10 protein-coding genes are annotated in these 17,253 nt (G+C 57.0%); 2 read left to right on the top strand and 8 right to left on the bottom strand.

Annotated elements, in window-relative coordinates:
* Positions 1 to 137: 137 nt before the first annotated feature.
* Entirely contained in the window at positions 138 to 455 is a 318-nt protein-coding gene (locus tag C4J89_RS22810) for a hypothetical protein (protein ID WP_124368408.1), read from the top strand.
* A gap of 5 nt (positions 456 to 460) precedes the next feature.
* Here the strand turns inward: C4J89_RS22810 and C4J89_RS22805 are convergent, their stop codons facing one another.
* Positions 461 to 2,284, bottom strand: a complete 1,824-nt coding sequence (locus tag C4J89_RS22805; protein WP_124415630.1) for a hypothetical protein — start codon at positions 2,282 to 2,284, stop codon at positions 461 to 463.
* Positions 2,285 to 2,447: 163 nt separating this feature from the next.
* Here C4J89_RS22805 and C4J89_RS22800 point away from each other — a divergent pair, with 163 nt between their 5' ends.
* Complete coding sequence (locus C4J89_RS22800) at positions 2,448 to 2,936, top strand: TIGR00645 family protein (protein WP_124364470.1); 489 nt, start codon at positions 2,448 to 2,450, stop codon at positions 2,934 to 2,936.
* 15 nt (positions 2,937 to 2,951) lie between these two features.
* Here the strand turns inward: C4J89_RS22800 and C4J89_RS22795 are convergent, their stop codons facing one another.
* The 7 genes from C4J89_RS22795 to C4J89_RS22765 form a co-directional block, all read right to left on the bottom strand.
* Complete coding sequence (locus C4J89_RS22795; protein WP_124415629.1) at positions 2,952 to 4,391, bottom strand: glycosyltransferase family 39 protein; 1,440 nt, start codon at positions 4,389 to 4,391, stop codon at positions 2,952 to 2,954.
* Positions 4,392 to 4,504: 113 nt separating this feature from the next.
* Positions 4,505 to 5,401 (bottom strand): LysR family transcriptional regulator, encoded by an 897-nt coding sequence (locus tag C4J89_RS22790; protein ID WP_124415628.1) that lies wholly within the window; start codon positions 5,399 to 5,401, stop codon positions 4,505 to 4,507.
* Between the two features lie 131 nt (positions 5,402 to 5,532).
* On the bottom strand, positions 5,533 to 6,432 hold the full coding sequence (locus C4J89_RS22785) for a bestrophin family protein (protein WP_124415627.1): 900 nt from the start codon (positions 6,430 to 6,432) through the stop codon (positions 5,533 to 5,535).
* Positions 6,433 to 6,468: 36 nt separating this feature from the next.
* Complete coding sequence (gene moaA / locus C4J89_RS22780; RefSeq protein WP_372238990.1) at positions 6,469 to 7,449, bottom strand: GTP 3',8-cyclase MoaA; 981 nt, start codon at positions 7,447 to 7,449, stop codon at positions 6,469 to 6,471.
* Between the two features lie 265 nt (positions 7,450 to 7,714).
* A complete protein-coding gene (locus tag C4J89_RS22775; RefSeq protein WP_124368401.1) occupies positions 7,715 to 7,975 on the bottom strand; it encodes a DUF6124 family protein in 261 nt (86 codons plus the stop codon).
* Between the two features lie 686 nt (positions 7,976 to 8,661).
* Positions 8,662 to 11,964, bottom strand: a complete 3,303-nt coding sequence (locus tag C4J89_RS22770; RefSeq protein ID WP_124415625.1) for an NERD domain-containing protein — start codon at positions 11,962 to 11,964, stop codon at positions 8,662 to 8,664.
* Between the two features lie 595 nt (positions 11,965 to 12,559).
* Positions 12,560 to 17,152, bottom strand: a complete 4,593-nt coding sequence (locus tag C4J89_RS22765; RefSeq protein ID WP_124415624.1) for a hypothetical protein — start codon at positions 17,150 to 17,152, stop codon at positions 12,560 to 12,562.
* Positions 17,153 to 17,253 lie beyond the last annotated feature (101 nt).

The raw sequence follows: 17,253 nt of genomic DNA, 5'->3' as shown, positions 1-17,253 counted from the left end.
GCCGTTGGTCCCTACCACCTTGGTTCGTGGCGTTTTTCTTCTATTCTGAGGATTAGGGATATCCACAGGAGTCGCAGGATAGAAACAGTCTCGCCTTTGCGCTGGGGCTGAACGCCGATCTACCGAGGGTCGCCGCCATGCCGCGCAACCTTTGCCTTACCCGCCAGTGCCTGGGGCTGGAAACCCGTATCGAATGCTCCATTCGCCCCCTCGCCGGGGAAAACGGGTTGTGGACATTATTGTTCGCCGCCGGCATGTCGGGCGAACAGCCTTCCACGGTCAAGTCCCAAGGCCCGTTTCATGGGCCATTCGTGGCAGAAACCATGTTGGGCTCCATCGTCGACAGCCTGACCCTGCATGGCTACGAGCAGTTGGACGAGCCGCAGATCTGGTGCCTGCACCTGCAGGCCCATCTGCGCCAACTCAACGGCGGCCAGGAGCAACTGGCCCTGTAATCGGGCTATTTGCTTTCCGGTTTGTCCAGCTTGACCTCGAAACCATATTGCACGGTGTCGAGGTCGGTGCGCTGGTAGCTTTCCAGGGTGGTCGGCTGGCCGTAGAAATAATGCACGTCAAACAGCGCCGTGCCGTATTCCTCGGCGCGGTGGCTCACGCCGAGAATTTCCTTGAGGTAGTTGCCGCTGCCGTCCTTGGCGTAGAAGCGCCAGCTGTCGGCGGGAAACACGCGCTGGTCGACGATCAACGCGTTGTCCTTGAGCACCAAGCCTTTGGGCAGTTCGCTGGTGTCAATCGAGGCCTTCTCGATGGTGGCGAGGAACAAGGGCACCGAGCCGACCACAAACGCCGGGGTTTCCGGGAACAGGTTGAGGTCGTAGGTCAGCGTGCCGCTGGCCGCATTCATCTCGAAGGCCTCGGTGGGCAACTCGATGGGTTCGCCGCGCTCGCCTTTATCGTCGGCCGTGAAAAACGTGATCGGCGCGTCGCTGTTGTTGCGCTCGGCGCCGACCAGGTCGTCATTGAAGGTGAAAGGGTGGTCGAACACGATTTTCGCGGCACTGGCGTCGTCGGTGGACTGGCTGATGGTGACGCTGCCTTTCAATTGTTCTTCCGTCAGCGAGGCGTCTTTGAGCCAGCTGGCCGCAGCGTCGTCATACACCGTGACCGGCATCGGCAAGGGTTGCACGGAGTGTTGCAGGCTGTTTTTGTCGAAGCGCATCACGGGCAGGTCCAGCTCCTTGCGGGTCACCGTGGTCTTGGAAAAATCCAGTACATTGACCTGCAGGGTGTCGATCAATCCGTTGAAGTACACCTTGGCGTAGTGGCTCTTCTGTGTGTGTTCGAAGGCTTTTTGCGCGTCTGTGAGGTGTTTTTCGAACGCTTCGGACCAGGTCGTTTGTTTTTGCATCTCGGCCAGTTGCTTCTCATAGAACGCCACTTGCGCGGCATTTTCGTTGATCGAGCCTGAGCGCGTGAGAAATTGGCCGGTACCGTCCCGGGCCTGTACCAGCAGCGGGTTGGGCGAGTCGTCGCCCAGTTCTGCGGCCAGGGGCGCGCTGTTGGTCAGTTCAAGCTCGGCGTAATTCTTGTCCAGCGACACCAGGTTGAGGGTGATGTTGCCCTCGGTGCGCGGGTGGCCGAGGTCTTTTTTCGACAGGTCGAAGGTCAGCACCTTGCCTGGCGCAGCAACCTCAATCGCACCTTTGAGGCTGACAGGCTGCGGCTGGCTCTTGTTTTCCGTCTCGATGCCCTCGATGAACGGGTAGGTCACCGTCAGGTCGTCGGGGTTGGTCAGGTTGGAGCTGCTCGGGCTGAGCTGGATGCCGGGGTCGGTTTCCGACCATTCGGGCTGGAAGGGAATGACTTTGTTGTTGCTCAAGGTCACCGACTGCCATTCCAGGCCATGGGGAAAGGGGAACTGGTCAGGGGCGTTGAAGGTGAATGGGAAGACCGGCTGCAGATCCGTCAAGTAGTCGGAATGGGAGGCTCTGCGCAGTACGAACAGGCCGTTGATATAGGTGTCCACCAAGGCCTGAGGTGTGGGGTAATGCTTGAGCAGGGCCAGCGTGTCTTCGCCGTATTCGGCTTCGATGGGCTTGGCGGCGAGCTTGAGGCGTGCACGTTCGAGCAACAGCAGCGAGCCGCCGAGGTCGGCGATGGCGTCGCGCAGCTTGGGGTCCTGGATGTTGTCCAGGGACTGTTCGAACTGGCTGGTTTTCTCTTCGAGGGTGGCCTGCTTCTGCTCTTCTTTGGGGGAGCAGCCGCTGGTCATCAGCAACGCCGCGCACAGGCCGAGAGTGGCCAAAGGGGATCGCACATCCATCATCAGAGTCTTCCTGTCCGACAGCATCGAGCCGAGTTGAGGGTCTCGACACTAGCAGAAAAAAGCCCTTACAGATGCCACTTCAAGTCAGTTTTCTCGCGGTGACAGGTGCCCGGTAGCGACTGGTATACTCGGCTCCATTTTTAGCCAAGCTGTGTGAGATTCAATGGAACGCTTTATCGAAAACACGATGTATGCCGCGCGCTGGCTGCTGGCGCCGATCTATCTGGGTTTATCCCTGGGGTTGCTGATCCTGGCGATCAAGTTTTTCCAGGAAATCATTCATGTGATCCCCAATATTTTCACCTTGCTGGAGTCGGAGGTGATCCTGCTGTTGCTGTCGTTGATCGACATGGCCCTGGTCGGTGGCCTGCTGGTGATGGTGATGATTTCCGGCTATGAGAACTTCGTCTCGCAGCTGGATATCGATGAAAACAAGGAAAAGCTCAACTGGCTGGGCACCATGGACTCTTCGTCGCTGAAGATGAAAGTGGCGGCGTCCATCGTGGCGATTTCCTCCATCCACCTGCTGCGCATCTTCATGGACGCCAAGAACGTCGATCCGCAACACCTGATGTGGTACGTGATCATCCATATGACCTTCGTGGTCTCGGCGTTTGCCATGGGTTACCTGGACAAGCTGACCAAGCACTGATGGCGCGCGCTCGCCTTACTGCTCGACGAAGTAGTAAGGCTGGCGATTGATCGCCATTTCCTTGATCACTGTCACTTTCTCATTCAGTCGGTCCGTGTGGTCCAGCAGCGCAATGTTGCCGGGTTTGGCGCCGAGAAATGCACGCAATTGGGGCTCGGTCTGCAGAATCGGCAAATAGGCCTGCAGATAGAACACGCTGGCGCCGGCGATCCGCTCATTGGGTTGGAACAGCGCCACCTCCCTACCTTCGTCTTGCAGTGCCTGGACCTGACTGATCACGGGCACGAATGACTGACGCACATCGGCTTTGGGCGCGAACCAGAAGGCTGCGCTGAGGTAGCAGGCGATGGCTAGGGTGAACACACCGAAGATAATGCGCCGGTGATAGCGGTACAGCGCCGGTTTGTGCTCTCTCACCCACTCCAGCAGCACCCGCGCATATTCTGCGGCCAGTACGGCGGCGGCCGGGGTCAGTGCCATCAGATAGACCGTGCGTTTGCTCGAGGCCAGTGTCAGCAGGGTGAACTGCGCCACCAGCCATACGCTGAAAAACAGGCGGTAGCGGTTGCGCACCAGGCTTTTACGAAAGTGCCACAGGCCCAGGTACACCAGGATGTTCCACGGCAGGAAGGCCTCGGGCAGTTTGGCGAGGTAATAGTAGAACGGCTCGTAATGCCCGGCTTCGACAAACGAGCCGCTGAAGCGCCCGACGCTGTTGGTCCACAGCACCTCACCGACGGCCTGCATGCCGCCGCGCTGAAACAGAAACCCCAGCCAGATCAGCAACGGCACCAAGGCCAGCAGCGTGAACAACGCGGGCTTGAGCCAGTCGCCAAGGCGCAGGCGTTTATCCATCAGGCTGGTGCAGGCCAGGTAGACGAACATCACAATGCCCGGCATCGCCAGGCCCAGCACGCCCTTGCTCAACGTCGCGATGACCATCCCCGCCGTAAACAACGCCCATGCCCAGGCGGTGGAACCCTGACGCTCGGGCCCGGGGCGCATCGCCTGGTAGAACCCGAGCAACGCAGCGGTCACGCCCAGGCTGAGCAACGAATCCTCACCCACCCCGCGCACATTGCCCCAATAACTGGCCATGGTCGCCAGGATCAACGCGGCACTGAACGCCAGCGTGGTTGGCCGCCCGAACCGGCGCAGCATGCCGTAGAGCAGCATCACGCTGAACAATCCAGCAAAGGCCGACGCCAGGCGCACGGCCCCGGTGCTCGCGCCAAACACGCGAATCGCCCCGGCATCCAGCCACAGGCTCAGCGGCGGTTTTTCCAGGAAAGGCTCACGAAACAGACGCGGCACCACCCAGTCATTGTCCAGGTGCATGGCCATGGCGATCCCGGAAACACGGGCTTCGGTGGAGCCTTGCAGTTCATGGTTGCCCAGGGCGAAGAAGAACAACAGCGCAGCGAGCAGGAGCAGCAGGGGAACGGGACGCGTCATGGGGTGGCTACCGGGCAGGAGACCGCTCGGGAGAGCGACCGTGGCTGCCCGCCAGTATAGGGATGGGTTTCTTAACGATTCGTGAACGAGTGTGGGGTTTTTTTGAGGTCGGGTTAAGCTTGCGTCTTGGCGGCAAACAACTGCTTGGCGTGGGCAAAACACTTCTCAGCGATCGCCGAGCGCGGTTCGGTCTTGCGCATCACCATGCCCAGTGGCGCGAGCACGCTGGCGTCCGGCAGGTTGATAAACGCGAGGTTTTCGATCGGGCTTTCCAGGGCGCTGTCCAGCGGCATGATTGCGCAGCAAAAGCCTTCGTGGATTGCCTGGAACAGCTGATAGGTTGAATCGCTTTCGAGCATGGGCTGGGGGGCGAGGCCGCGGCTGCGGAAGCTCAGGTCAATGGACTTTCGATAGTGCATGCCCGTGCTGATCATTCCCAGGGGCAATTGGGCGGCGTCTTCCCAGCTCATTTCGGTGCCTTCGAAGTGGAAGTGGCGCGTGTCGTACAGCAGGCCGACGCGGGTTTCGCCCAGTTCGAAAAAATCCAGGTAGCTGGAGTTTACGTGGTCCAGGTAACACACCCCCAGGTCCAGCTGATTGGTGCCCAGCGCTTCGATGATCTTGTCCGAACTCATGGAGGTCAGGCTGAACTTGAGTTCCGGGAAGGTGTGGGACAGGCCCTGGATGTAGCTGATCGGGTTGAAACCGCTGAGCGGCACCAGGCCCAGGCGCAAGTTACCCACCAACTGGCCGCGACACGCCGCCGCTTCGGCGAACAACCCGTCATGGGCGGCGAGCAGGGTTCTGGCCCAGGCCAGCACACGCTCACCGGCCTCGGTGAACCCTTCGAAGCGCTGGCCTCGAGTGACCAACTCCAACCCCAGTTCATCCTCCAGATTGCGCAGGCGCATCGACAGCGTCGGCTGGGTGATATGGCAGCGCGCAGCCGCCTGGCCGAAGTGACGGGTCTGCTCCAGCGCGATCAGGAATTTGAGTTGCTTTATGTCCATCAGGCACCTGCCAGTCAGCCGTAACAATTAGGCAGCCATTGTTTAGGCGCTTTAGCCTCATGGCAATCGATTGATGCCGGCCTGCCGGAGAAAGACATGAGCGTAACGTCGGATGCGTTGTGTGTACGGCTTCAATTGAGTACACAGTCGACGGGTTCAAGGACAGGCGGCAGTTCTGTCGCGCCGTTGGCGTGCAGCACTTCGCGTTCGATGGTGCGCACGATGGCATTGGTCGGCAGGTCGTTTTCGTCGTAGCCGAAGGGGTCTTCCAACTCGTCGCCAATCGCGTCCAGGCCAAAAAACGTGTAGCTCACGATGGCGGTGAATACTGGCGTCAGCCAACCCAAGGGTTCGGCCATGGCGAAGGGCAGCAAGATGCAGAACATGTAGCTGGTGCGGTGCAACAGGAGCGTGTAGGGGAAGGGCAGCGGGGTGCTTTTGATGCGCTCGCAAATGGTTTGCGTGCGGGTCAGGCTGCTCAAGTGCCCGGCCATCAGCTGATAGCGCCACTCGCTGAGGCGCCCTGACTCGACCAAGGCCGAACACTGCTGGGTCACGCGGCCGATAATGCTTTCCGGGATATTCGGCGTGTTGGCCAGCGGCGGCGTATCGAGCCAGGGGGCTGCCGCGCTGGGCTCGTCCTCATGGCGCAACCTGGCGTTCAAGGCATGGGCGAACCCGCACAGGTTACGCAGGATCTCGCTACGCTGGCGAGCGTCCTGAATCACCTGGGTTTCCCGGATCATGGCGCGCACATCCATCAGCATGGCGCCGAGCGCTTTGCGCCCTTCGTACCAGCGGTCATAGCACGCGTTGTTGCGAAAACTCATGAAGATCGAAAGTGACAAGCCCAACAGCGTGAACGGCGTGGCGTTGACCTGGGAGAAGTAGGCTGGATGAAGGGTTTCCACCAGCACAATCACCGAGGCCAGCAGTGTCACCAGCAGGCTGCGCAGTGCGATGCGCCGGGCCACGGAGCCCTTGAGCGACGTCAATACACCGATCAGGTTGGGTTTGGCTCTGACGATCATGGAATAGCCTAGTGCAATGGGTTGAAACCGGGTCGGTCAGCCGCCCGTCATGTTCATGAAGCGCACCACCTGCACCTCATCGTCGAGGGTGAAATTGTGCCGATAGGGCTTGAGTTTCATCGACTCCACAATCGCACGCTCCAAACGTTGCGGTTCGCCTGGATAGCGCCGCAGCACCGCCTTGAGGTCGACCGAATGCTCGTTGCCCAGGCACAGCAACAGCCGGCCTTCGACCGTCAACCGCACACGGTTGCAGGTGCCGCAAAAGTTGTGGCTGTGGGGTGAAATAAAGCCCAGGCGAATATGCGGCGCTTCGGCCAGGCGCCAATAGCGCGACGGCCCCTGGGTGGATTCTGCGGAGTCGATCAGCGTGTAGCGTTCGGCAATACGCGCGCGTACCTGCGCACTGGAATAAAACGCCTCGGCACGACTGTGCTCGCTGATCACGCCCAATGGCATTTCTTCGATAAACGAAATATCCAGGCCGCGATCGATGGCGAAGGCCACGAGGTCGTTGATCTCGTGATCGTTGCGACCTTTCATCACCACGCAATTGAGCTTGGTGCGCTGAAAACCCGCGGCATTCGCTGCATCGATACCCTCGACGACCTTGGCCAAGTCACCGGTGCGCGTCAGTTCACGAAAGCGCTTGGGGTCCAGGCTGTCGAGGCTGATGTTCAAGCGCTTGAGCCCGGCATCGAACAACGGAGCAGCGAGCTTGCCCAGTTGCGAACCGTTGGTGGTCATGCACAACTCGCGCAGACCGGGGAGCGCGGCAATGCGCTTGCACAGGTCCACCACGCCCTGACGAATCAAGGGCTCACCGCCGGTCAGACGAATCTTGCGCGTGCCCAGCGCGACAAAACTCTGCGCCAATTGGTACAACTCCTCCAGCGACAGAATCTGCTGGCGCGGCAGAAACTCCATGTCTTCGGCCATGCAATACACACAACGGAAATCGCAACGGTCAGTCACCGACATCCTGAGGTAGTCGACCCGGCGCGAAAAACTATCCATCAGGATTTGATCGGTCACTAAAAACCTCGGCGGCGACGTTGGGTATATACCCTGGCGCTTATATAGGCGGGTGATTCAGGCGAGGCTAACGATGTTTTTTGCGGGCGTCTAATCACTCTTAGCGACTGGTTGATCGATGGGGTCTATGGGCGGTTAGTTGACGGGGCACGGAAGGCGGCGAAGTGGTGGGGTTCAATAGCGTACCTGTGGCGAGGGAGCTTGCTCGCCATAGGTACGGGTTGGTCGTTCAACTGACAGCGATATTTTATGGATTTGCGCCAGGTGGTTGCATAGTGAATACCTGAGTGTCGAGCATCCGCTCCAGCAGCAACTCACCGAGCACGATCAGTTGCTGAGCCCCCAGCAGCTTTTGGCGGTGCGAGCCTTCCAGTTCAAAGGCCAGATCGGTGGTCATGGCGTTCAGCGAGGCGAGGGTTTCACTGGCTTGGATAAGGAGGGTTTCGGCGGGGATGTCTGGGGCGAGGGTGAAGAGGGTTGTTGGGGGATTGGGGGTGATCTTTTTCATGACTGAAACTCCTTGATTGATGGAGTCGCCAGACATCGCTGCTAAACGAAAAGGGTGGCGACTGTACGCGGGTTAGCAGACCAGGAATCAAGGAACCCAGCGCACCCGAAAGTGCCCCACGCACAGCCGCCATAACGCAATCCAGCGGATGCTGAAAGCATCGCGTGAATGGAGAATGGCCCTGCAGGCCTTGATATTAACCGAGCTGCTAAACCCGGTCGCTGATTTTGCAGCGACTGGAGGAGATTAGCGGGGTGGGGGGTGAAGGGGGAGTTCATCGATGGCGCTACTTCTTGCGGGAAAATTCCGAAGGCCCGTCAGTCGGGCGTTTTAAAACCTCAGCAACGACAAAATCCGCACAAGGCGGGTTTTGTCGATGCTTTGAATTGTTGGGCCGGGGTAATCTAAATTGGTTAAGTGATTTATAGGGATATAAAATTAATAACTATTTTAGTTTTTGGTTGGAATACCAATTGGAATACTGCACTCAACTTTAACACCCGTTTGCATTCGATCTGACCAGCACGCTTCGTAACCATGATTGGCAGTGAACCCTGAGCGGCCTGTCAGGGCCGCAGTCGGTCAGGCACGGACGCTGAACATTTCTGTGGAGCCAAGGTATCCCGCGGGCGCAACAATAAGGGCATTAAGCGTTGTCTGACTGAATGCCTGCGTCGATAAGCCCCTTACTCTCTGCGCTCTTCGATTGATTTTATCGCGCTCAAGGCAGTAAGAGCGGATTGCGAATCGTCAATTAACAACCGGAGTCGTGCTAGGTCACCTACAGAGCCATACCTACCTATGACATTGATGGCAAAGTTTAGTGTCTCGTAGTGATTCGTAAAGAATGCTCCATCGAAGTAGCCAGACTGGATGCTAGGACTTTGGAGCGCCGCACGACATATCTCTAGAGTTTGATCGGGGAATGCACGAACCAATTCAACCGAGCGCCCCCCGCAAACGGAAATAGACCTGGAGATGGTGTAGAGAACCCCTACTGCTACGTCAGGGCTTGACTGGAGTACTTCGAGTGCTGATGCCGCCTGATTTTCCTCCAGCACAGAGCTAGCGTCCCGCCGCTGAAGCCAATGGTAAAGAACGCCACATGCGAGAAGCGCATCCTCACGAGGCTCCCCTCCGAATCGAAGGGCTTCGGCGGGTAGGTCATTCTTAAGAGCGCCAAGCGCCACGAAAGCAGCGACGAACGTTTCAATAGCTTGTTGAGGTAGCTTCGAATGCTGCGATGGTAGCTGAGTCCAGCGCATGATGTAAGGGATAGCAAGGCGATCTTCCTGCCGTGCAAGCTCATCAATAAGGGAGCTAAGAAAGAAATCGTCACCTTCAGCTCCTTCGCATGCGAGACGCAGGAATGATAGCTGTTCTTGGGCTGGCAATTCCTCAAGTACTTGTATGTAGGCGCTGCTGAAGGGATGGTCGAATTGAGCGTTGTAGACCCCCCACGCTGCGCCGGGAGCCTCTGCGGACTCCGAAGACAGAATTTCGCATACTTGTAGACGAACACTCTCTACGTGCTGATCTTCCTCTTCTTGCAAGGCGTCCAGCCCGCTGAGTGCCTCAATGGCTGTCTGGGCTAACCATGGATGCAGATCAGGCAGGAGATCTTGGAGTGCATCGACGTACCCTTGTCGGATATGGTCCGGGACTTCACGAAGGGCATGTGCATAATCGAGAAGGTCAAGGTGAACATGATAGGTAAGAAATTTCCAAATCTCTTGCTGAAGATACGGCAACACATACTGGGCGAAGGTATTCCGAACCTCATATGCCTGGCGTGATAACGCTAAAGTAAAGTAAAGCTGCCCGGGTGACTCGACGTCGCGCCATGCAAGTTCCAGTGATGCGGCCAAAGTTGAAGCGCTAGTTCTGCGTGAGTTGAGAAAGCCACTATGGAGGGCCGAGGCTATACGGGTGAGGCCCACATTCGCTGAGCCGAACACGTACGTGACCGCGAACAGGCCACTGCGAATGTTGATCTGTTTCTCCGCTGCTTCCGGATGCAACCTCCGGAACTCTGCGGCGAGAGTGACATCCATCATCTTCACCGCGCCGAGTACCTCCTTGATCCAGCGTCCTTCTGCCATCCCGGCCGTAAGCACTGAAAGAAGCGCAAAGTCGCGATCTGACCAAGCTGTGAGGCTGCCAGGGTTGATCGCCACCTTCCACAAATGGTTCGCAGTTATATCAAACCTCAGCCTCGTTGCCTCCTCGGTGAGTCGCGCCGGGAGAGCAGCTATCGCATCTGTAATGAGAAGGCGCGCCGCACTGCCACATTCACCAATTAAACATGCTTCCAATAACTTGCTGTCAGATACCCTGCTGAGGATCGTCGCTAGCAGCGACTCGTCTTCAATAGCACCAATGATAAATGTACGTAAGGCACCGTATTTCGGCACTGTAAGGGCGGCTAGAATCGCGCCATCATCGAGGCCTGTCTGGCGAACTAGAGCCTCCGTAGCGAAAACGTTGCGGTACATCTCGTGGCATAGGCTTACACGATCACCCCGCAGGTTTAGAACGCCTGAGCTATGAGCCTGCCGCAGCGTCGAGGCCGGTAAGTCGAGTTCTGCTAAGAGTCGATCCACCTCTCTGATCGACAAGCTGAATGTCATGCGATCCACCAGTCGTTTCGCTATTGCGCAAAGCAGGTGTATGCCATCGGTGGCTGAGTCACCTAGCTTACGTCGCACGAAATAGTCGAAGAGCGCGAACCTACTTGAAGATTGCGGAATCTCGCGCCCAATCTGGCCAACGAGGTCCGCCTCGATACCAGTGGTGGTCGCCTCAAGGAGGGGAATTAGGGATGTATCTGAGGACAGGGCGATACTTGCAATTTTCGCCTTCAGCTCATTCCCAGGCCGCCCGACGCTGACATGTCGAAGCTGCAGCAGGTCGGGTCGCTCAATATCGATCTGTGATGTGATCACAATCAGCGTGTTGTATCTGACTGATGCAGCGCGAAGAGCCCTCGTGAGTTGAACCCTACTAGCCTCCTGACACTCGTTGTAGCCATCGACAAACACTGCAATCGGTCGGGACATCTGCCGAGCAGCAGCAAACAGAGCTGCAGCGGATCGTAGGTCGAGTAGTGCTGCTTCGCGGTCTAGCGATGTAGCCAACTGGCCGTCGAAGGATTTGCAATCAACTACTATAGGGACAATACCTCTAGCAACGACGCGGTTAGCAAGGTAGAGGGACAGCAATGTCTTTCCACAACCTGAAGGACCGCGAATCAATAGGTCCGACCGCTCGCGCAAGAGCGCGGCCTCAATGTCACCGAGCTCGTAGGCCTGTCCGTCCTGATCGTAGATGTCCGACACGTATCGTGCGGCTATAGGCCCATAAGTGGCCGCAAACGCGCTCGTATAACGAAGCAGGGATTGTTCTGCGTCGAGCAAACGCGTGTCGGACGCGCGCTCTGCATTGGTAATCCGCTGAAGGCCATGTGCTTCAGCAAAATGATGCCAGCGGTCAGGACTCCACCGGAGCGTGGAGCACTGGTTGATCAGCGCTGAGAGCTCGCCAAGATCATTGAGGCTTACTTTGCGATTGCTTGTAGGAAGATCAGAGCCGGTAGGCAGTGAAGGGGTGAACATCACGCAAGCATTAGGGTACCCAGACAACGAGGCATCATGTGCTCGCATGGCATCACGTAATACGTTCTTAGCCTGAAGAACCTGAAGATAGGCGTTTCGATAGGGCTTCCACCGCCCAGTCCGCGTCAATGCAGCCCAGTCACCATTGTAACTTCCGCGCAGTGGGTATGAGGCCCCTTTCGCCTCAATCACTAAGGTGAGCTGATCGGTACCTATAACAAAGTCGAGTTGGCGACTACCTATGTGCAGGTTTGCAAACACCGTTGCAGGAACGGCGCGCTCCTCCAGTATTGCCAGGAGAGATCGAAGCACTACTCGCTCAGATTCTTCTTCTATGGGGGCGCCAATGTAGAGGGCGATAGTGCTTAAAAGCATGTGTGCCTCAGATCAATGTTTGTTTCGGCCCCAAAACTGCGGAAATAGGTTAGCGTTAATCTTTCAACAAACATCGCCATACGCGCCCGATGACGCGGGCTCCCTGCATATAACGATCCAAACTCGCCTAGGACCATTAGGCACTCCTTCGGTACGCACCGCGCATGGCCAAACGATACTATGCGTGCGCCTCCATTGTCCCCTAATTCCCCGAGGCTCAATGTCGGCTTTGGGTCTAGGCTGTGTAAAAACGCCTACCCCGGTTTTAAGTCTGCCTTGCTACGCAAATTCTGTCGGTGTTCGGATAGTCAGCAGATCTGAACTTACGTAGGAACGCGATTTTTGTGCCGATTGTGACTGTCATACTCGCTATAAAACGTTTTCACACAGCCTAGGCCGAAGCGGCCAGCGAATACACGTTCAGAATCCCCGTATTAAGGGCAGAGATCACCGTGCGCCAGCGCACTTCTCACCCAAAGCCGTTCGAGGCATAGGCCGATGTGCGGAATGAGTGGCAGCTTAAGCACAAACGCTCAACACCTTGACCATGGGGCGTGGCTTGAGTTGAGCCGTGCCCCATGGTCAACGGCTCAAGCTATTCGGCACTCAACATGAGCGACGAAGGAGCTTTTTCACCAAACAGCTTTTTCTCGCGCGCTTTTTGGATCTTGGCTGCCCTATTGCTTATTTCCTGATTTAACGTCGGCATAAAGGCCATGAAGGCGGCTGACGGTGCTCCAGGAGCTTCGGACCAGATGTCAAAACGACCGTCGATGATCTTCAAAAACAGAACGGACGCTCGCCAGAAGTCCTTTGGCCGTTGAGCACTCAGCATCTCTGCGTACCAGGTCTTCGCCCAAATATTCCTTGAATATGCATCGCGCGCGGCAGCGTGGACTGTACCGATGAAACCAATGGTACCGTCGAAGCGGGAAAGGACAGCTTCAGCATGGACGCTTTCGTCGCAAAAGCCGACGATCATCAGGGCGAGCGCTGTTTCGTACGGCCGGCCGACTGCGAGAAGTTCATCGATGTATGTCTGCAGTAATGCCACTTTGCCACCGAGATGAGCCGCCATGACCTCGCTCGCGATGTCACTGTCGGTTCGCGGTGTTTGAAGGCGCCGTTTGCAGATGTCGACCATCGCCGGGCTAATTGCGTTGCTCCAGAGACTAACGACCGCTACAGAGATTTTTGCAGGCCCGGTGACGCGGCGTATGGTCGGGTCCAATGCAAGCACGCGAGTGACGAAGTCAGGTACTGACGAAATGTTGCTGTCGCTGAGCGCAATCGCGACCTGCAGTGCGACATGATGGAGATGGCGGAGATTGCGATCGGGGGTGGCGATCAACATATCCAGCCAGCGCTTACCGCGATCAGCATCCGATCCAATGATGGCTTTGATGCCTTCGAACGTGAGGTCGGAAAGTATCAGGTCTGCTTCTAAGGCCGTGAGCTCACCGACAAAGCGTTTATAGGCCTCATTCATGCGGCGTTGACGTTCGTCAAACTGTTCATGTGTTTCTGAGAGCCGGCTCATTTGGGATGAGAAGTCGTTCTCCGGAGGGACCCGCTCTGTTAGTGAAGCCAGGGTCGGAGTAGGGTCGGATTTTTTCGGCGTCTCAGTAGAGATATCCGGCAACTCGACATTCCCTGCATATCTCAACGCCTTCACAAGCGCGACTTCGATGCGCGAGGCAATCGCATTGCCTTGTCCGGCAGGTAGCGTTTCGGCGGCAAATCCGTAGTGGCAAAGGCTCATTCGATCAAGCGCGGGCGCCATCTCAATCAAGCCCGCTTGCAACGCTTCCAATATTGCTGCCGACCCGTACCAGTCCTCGAAGCTGCTGTCGCGGTTAGCCGGCTTTTCCGCGCACCACCCACTATCTACCACTTCCTGCAGTAATAATTTATCGCCGTTTGATGCCGCGAGGGCGAGCGTTTGGTGCCGAAGACTCTTGAATGGAGATCGGACGAAGCCTTTGGCTATAGCAGCAGCGCGTGGTGTCAGCGGCGATTTCGAAAAGTGGATTGCGGCAATAACAGCAGTCTGGGCATGCTCATCGCCACCCCGAAGAACGCGTTCCAATACCTGCTCCACCTTTTTCGGTGCGGCTTTTCGTACGCAATAGAGCAGTTCCAGCAGAATGTTATCGCATCGCGTGGTTGCGATCGCGTCGAACTGCTCGTCGGCTGTGAGATGCGGGAATGCGATGAGCTTTGAAAATTGTGCTGTGAGGCGTTCGTCGCTATCGTCTTCGTCGTCTTCACAAGACGTGATGCAAGGTTCACCGGCCGAAAGGAAACGTAGGGCAAGATCTTTTGTAAGGGCCGCGCTGTGCCGGATGAGTTCCAAAACGCCTAGGCGCCGCGCATCTGCATCCCGACTTAGTACATCGTCCGCAAGCGCACGGTGCGTGTGTATCGCATCATCGGGTACGAAGCGCGCGACGCCGGCGCGGGCGCCGCGAAATAAATGGTCCTGCTTGCCCATCTGACGGTTCTGGGCGAGATATCCGGGATCAATTTTCCGGTAGTTTTGGGCTGTCGCTAGAACGTTTTCGGGCTCGGCGGTACCCGGATCGCACGGATCGACGGTGCAATAGGTTTCTATTAATGACCAGCCTTCAGATCCTTCTTGGTCGCATATGAGTTCAACATGTATACGTGCACTTTCTTGCGCGTCGCCGATATCTCCGGTCCCGTGCAAGATACCCATGCGAGTCCACCTCCCCACACGGGACGACCGTTCCTCCGGCAGTGTTTCCAGCTCCTTCAAGAGCGCTGCTCGAGTCTCCTGCCAGTCAGTGCGGTTGTAGCGAAGAACTTGCTCGAATGCTTCGTAGGGCGCCGAGATTGATTGATTGAGTGCGTGAGAGAACCGCCAACGGACGAAGTAGGGTGCGACCTGTGCCAGCGGCATGCTTGCCAGAAGATAGAAAGCAAAGCGGCTTATGCCATCGAACCTAGGGTGCGGAGCGGCAATGAGATTCGTCGTCATGAATGATCGCTCGGCCTCGGTCAGTGCTGCCTTACGGTCCTCAATTTCGACCAAGACCTTGGCTCGCTCTTCGTCAACCTTCCAGTCAGAGTCATGACTTGGGGGCCTGTACATTCGACGCTCGGGCGCGAGCGAATAGAAGGATAGCCATCGCTTCGTCGATTCGAGAATGCTCTGCCAAATATGTGGCTCGTTGCGCCGCTTAAGAAGCGCGTCACGCAGCCATTCCTTGCTGGCGATGTGCTCTTGTGACAGATACACGTTTTCAGCGGCTTGAAGGAAGGCGAGATGAGCCGATTTTGCAAGGATGGAAAAGGCGTCGACCTGTCTGTTAGGAAGATTTTGCAGCGAGACGAATTTTTCGATTAGCGCGGAACGTACCCTGGGGCTGGTTTCTTCATCAAGGCAAGCGATCTGCGTGGCGAGCAAGACAACCTCGGCGGTCTCATCCAGTGCGCTGATCGGTTCCAGTATTGTTGCCAGTTTTTCCCGTGGGTCACGTTGGTTACGCAATTCCCGCTCGAGTTGCTCGACGAGGTATAGCGCGAGCGCCAGATTGAGTCCCTCGAGCTTTATTTCATACTTGGAAGCGCTCCCTTTCACCGATGAGAAGAACCGGCTCGATGCCACAGCCTCGAGTTGCGTTTCTTGGGCTGCATCGAACAGCCTGAGGTCGTCAGCAACGTGCGCATTCGCTCTAGTCAACACCTCCGCTGCGAGGTTCTTCAAAAGGTCGGCGAAGGCGGGCGCCGAGATGAGAGCCGCTCCGTGCTGTTGCATCCTGCGCATATGCTCAAAGAGGAGCCGCCCGGCATTAAGCTCTTCCAGAAGCTCGATGGTCTTGGCCTCTATCAGCTCAATTGCGATTCCGAGGAGTCTGGGGTTGCGAACAGATTCGAGGATCTCGATCCTGGTGTTGGAGAAATCGATGCCGCGACTGCCCAGTATCTTCTTGACGTCCCCAATGGACCATTCGGCGAGTGGGACTGTTCTAACGCTGGAGGACAGCGTGCTTTTGACATGCGCCCAATGCTGCGTACGGGTGGTGACCACCAGACAGCCACCTAGCTCCTTCAAACGTTGCGCAGCGCGATCGAGCCAGCGCGCCCAGTTGGACTTGAGCGGTTGGTTGAGACCATCCGCTATGAGCGTTACACGGACAGAGCTTGCTGGGATGCTTGCGCGCCAAGCCTTGAAACGGCGCTGCCATCGCTTGATCGCCTGCGGCGTGGCATTCACGCCCGTTTGATGGATCAGTTTGTGCAGTAGGAAGTCATCGAAGTTTCCTGCGTCGTCGATCAGCTCGTCTGCGGGGCACATGATGAGAAGTGATTTGGGGGCGGACAGGCTCCAGCTCTGAGCCGTAAGCCACGATTTGCCGACACCTTCCTCGCCGACAATTGCATAAATTTCACTGTCTGGCACTCCGGAGAATGCGTTTGTAAGATACGCACGCTCTGGCCGATCGAGCGCCCTGGGGCCTGATGGGTCAAGTGGGGAGAGGGGCTGACCGAACTCAATGCGTGCCTGCTGCTTGTTTGTAAACAACCGCCCCAGCCACTCTTGGTTGAGCGTCTTGGCATTACCCAACCCAACATCTTCGGCGAGCGCGTTTCTGAGCGCACTGGCCCTGAAGGGAAAATTCCCATGATTTGCAAAGTGGTCTATTGCGTTGGCGGCGGGCGTAACGAGGGCCGCTCCAGGCCGCCCTGTAAGACCTTGTGCAATGAATGTTTTGGATTTTTCCCCAGCCGCTACAGTGGCGACAAGCAGCGATCCAAAGTCGTTGTTAGACCAGTCAAGTACCGCGATACCAAATCCGTGTTTGGCGGCAAATGCCCGCCCATCATCGACGGTTTGGGATGCAACCTCACAGGTGGCTCCGAGTATCCAGAGATCCACCAAGCTAGCGTCGTCGTTCGCAACGTCAAATAGCTTTATCGTAATATCGTTTTTCGAGAGGCCGTCTTTGTAGCGTTTGCCCTCGAAATAGGTAGCACCGCCATCGAACGCGGAGTCACCATCTCGCCCTCGCTGTGTACCTGACTTTGCGAGACGGAAGGATTGACCTGTGATCTCCCCCAGGATGACGCCGAGAAAACCTTCAAACCCATCAGGGCCTGCAGGATCAAGGGCTAGAAGGGCGCCCTGCAGCGCCTTTGCGTGCATCTTGTCTGCTGTATTCATTCTGGATGACGCTACCTAAAGTTGTGCGGACAGTGGCAGTGGTTTTCAGGCTTCGCAGCGTTGTCAGGTGAGCGCTTTGGTTTGGCCTCTGGACTAGGTTG

It is taken from the genome of Pseudomonas sp. R4-35-07, assembly GCF_003852235.1.
GTDB lineage: Bacteria > Pseudomonadota > Gammaproteobacteria > Pseudomonadales > Pseudomonadaceae > Aquipseudomonas.
This window is presented reverse-complemented; position numbering and strand designations above follow the sequence as displayed.

Excerpts from the sequence above, each read along its gene's own strand:
- C4J89_RS22810 (WP_124368408.1), top strand. The coding sequence starts at position 138 with ATGCCGCGCAACCTTTGCCTTACCCGCCAGTGCCTGGGGCTGGAAACC.
- C4J89_RS22805 (WP_124415630.1), bottom strand. The coding sequence starts at position 2,284 with ATGATGGATGTGCGATCCCCTTTGGCCACTCTCGGCCTGTGCGCGGCG.
- C4J89_RS22800 (WP_124364470.1), top strand. The coding sequence starts at position 2,448 with ATGGAACGCTTTATCGAAAACACGATGTATGCCGCGCGCTGGCTGCTG.
- C4J89_RS22795 (WP_124415629.1), bottom strand. The coding sequence starts at position 4,391 with ATGACGCGTCCCGTTCCCCTGCTGCTCCTGCTCGCTGCGCTGTTGTTC.
- C4J89_RS22790 (WP_124415628.1), bottom strand. The coding sequence starts at position 5,401 with ATGGACATAAAGCAACTCAAATTCCTGATCGCGCTGGAGCAGACCCGT.
- C4J89_RS22785 (WP_124415627.1), bottom strand. The coding sequence starts at position 6,432 with ATGATCGTCAGAGCCAAACCCAACCTGATCGGTGTATTGACGTCGCTC.
- moaA (WP_372238990.1), bottom strand. The coding sequence starts at position 7,449 with ATGGATAGTTTTTCGCGCCGGGTCGACTACCTCAGGATGTCGGTGACT.
- C4J89_RS22775 (WP_124368401.1), bottom strand. The coding sequence starts at position 7,975 with ATGAAAAAGATCACCCCCAATCCCCCAACAACCCTCTTCACCCTCGCC.
- C4J89_RS22770 (WP_124415625.1), bottom strand. The coding sequence starts at position 11,964 with ATGCTTTTAAGCACTATCGCCCTCTACATTGGCGCCCCCATAGAAGAA.
- C4J89_RS22765 (WP_124415624.1), bottom strand. The coding sequence starts at position 17,152 with ATGAATACAGCAGACAAGATGCACGCAAAGGCGCTGCAGGGCGCCCTT.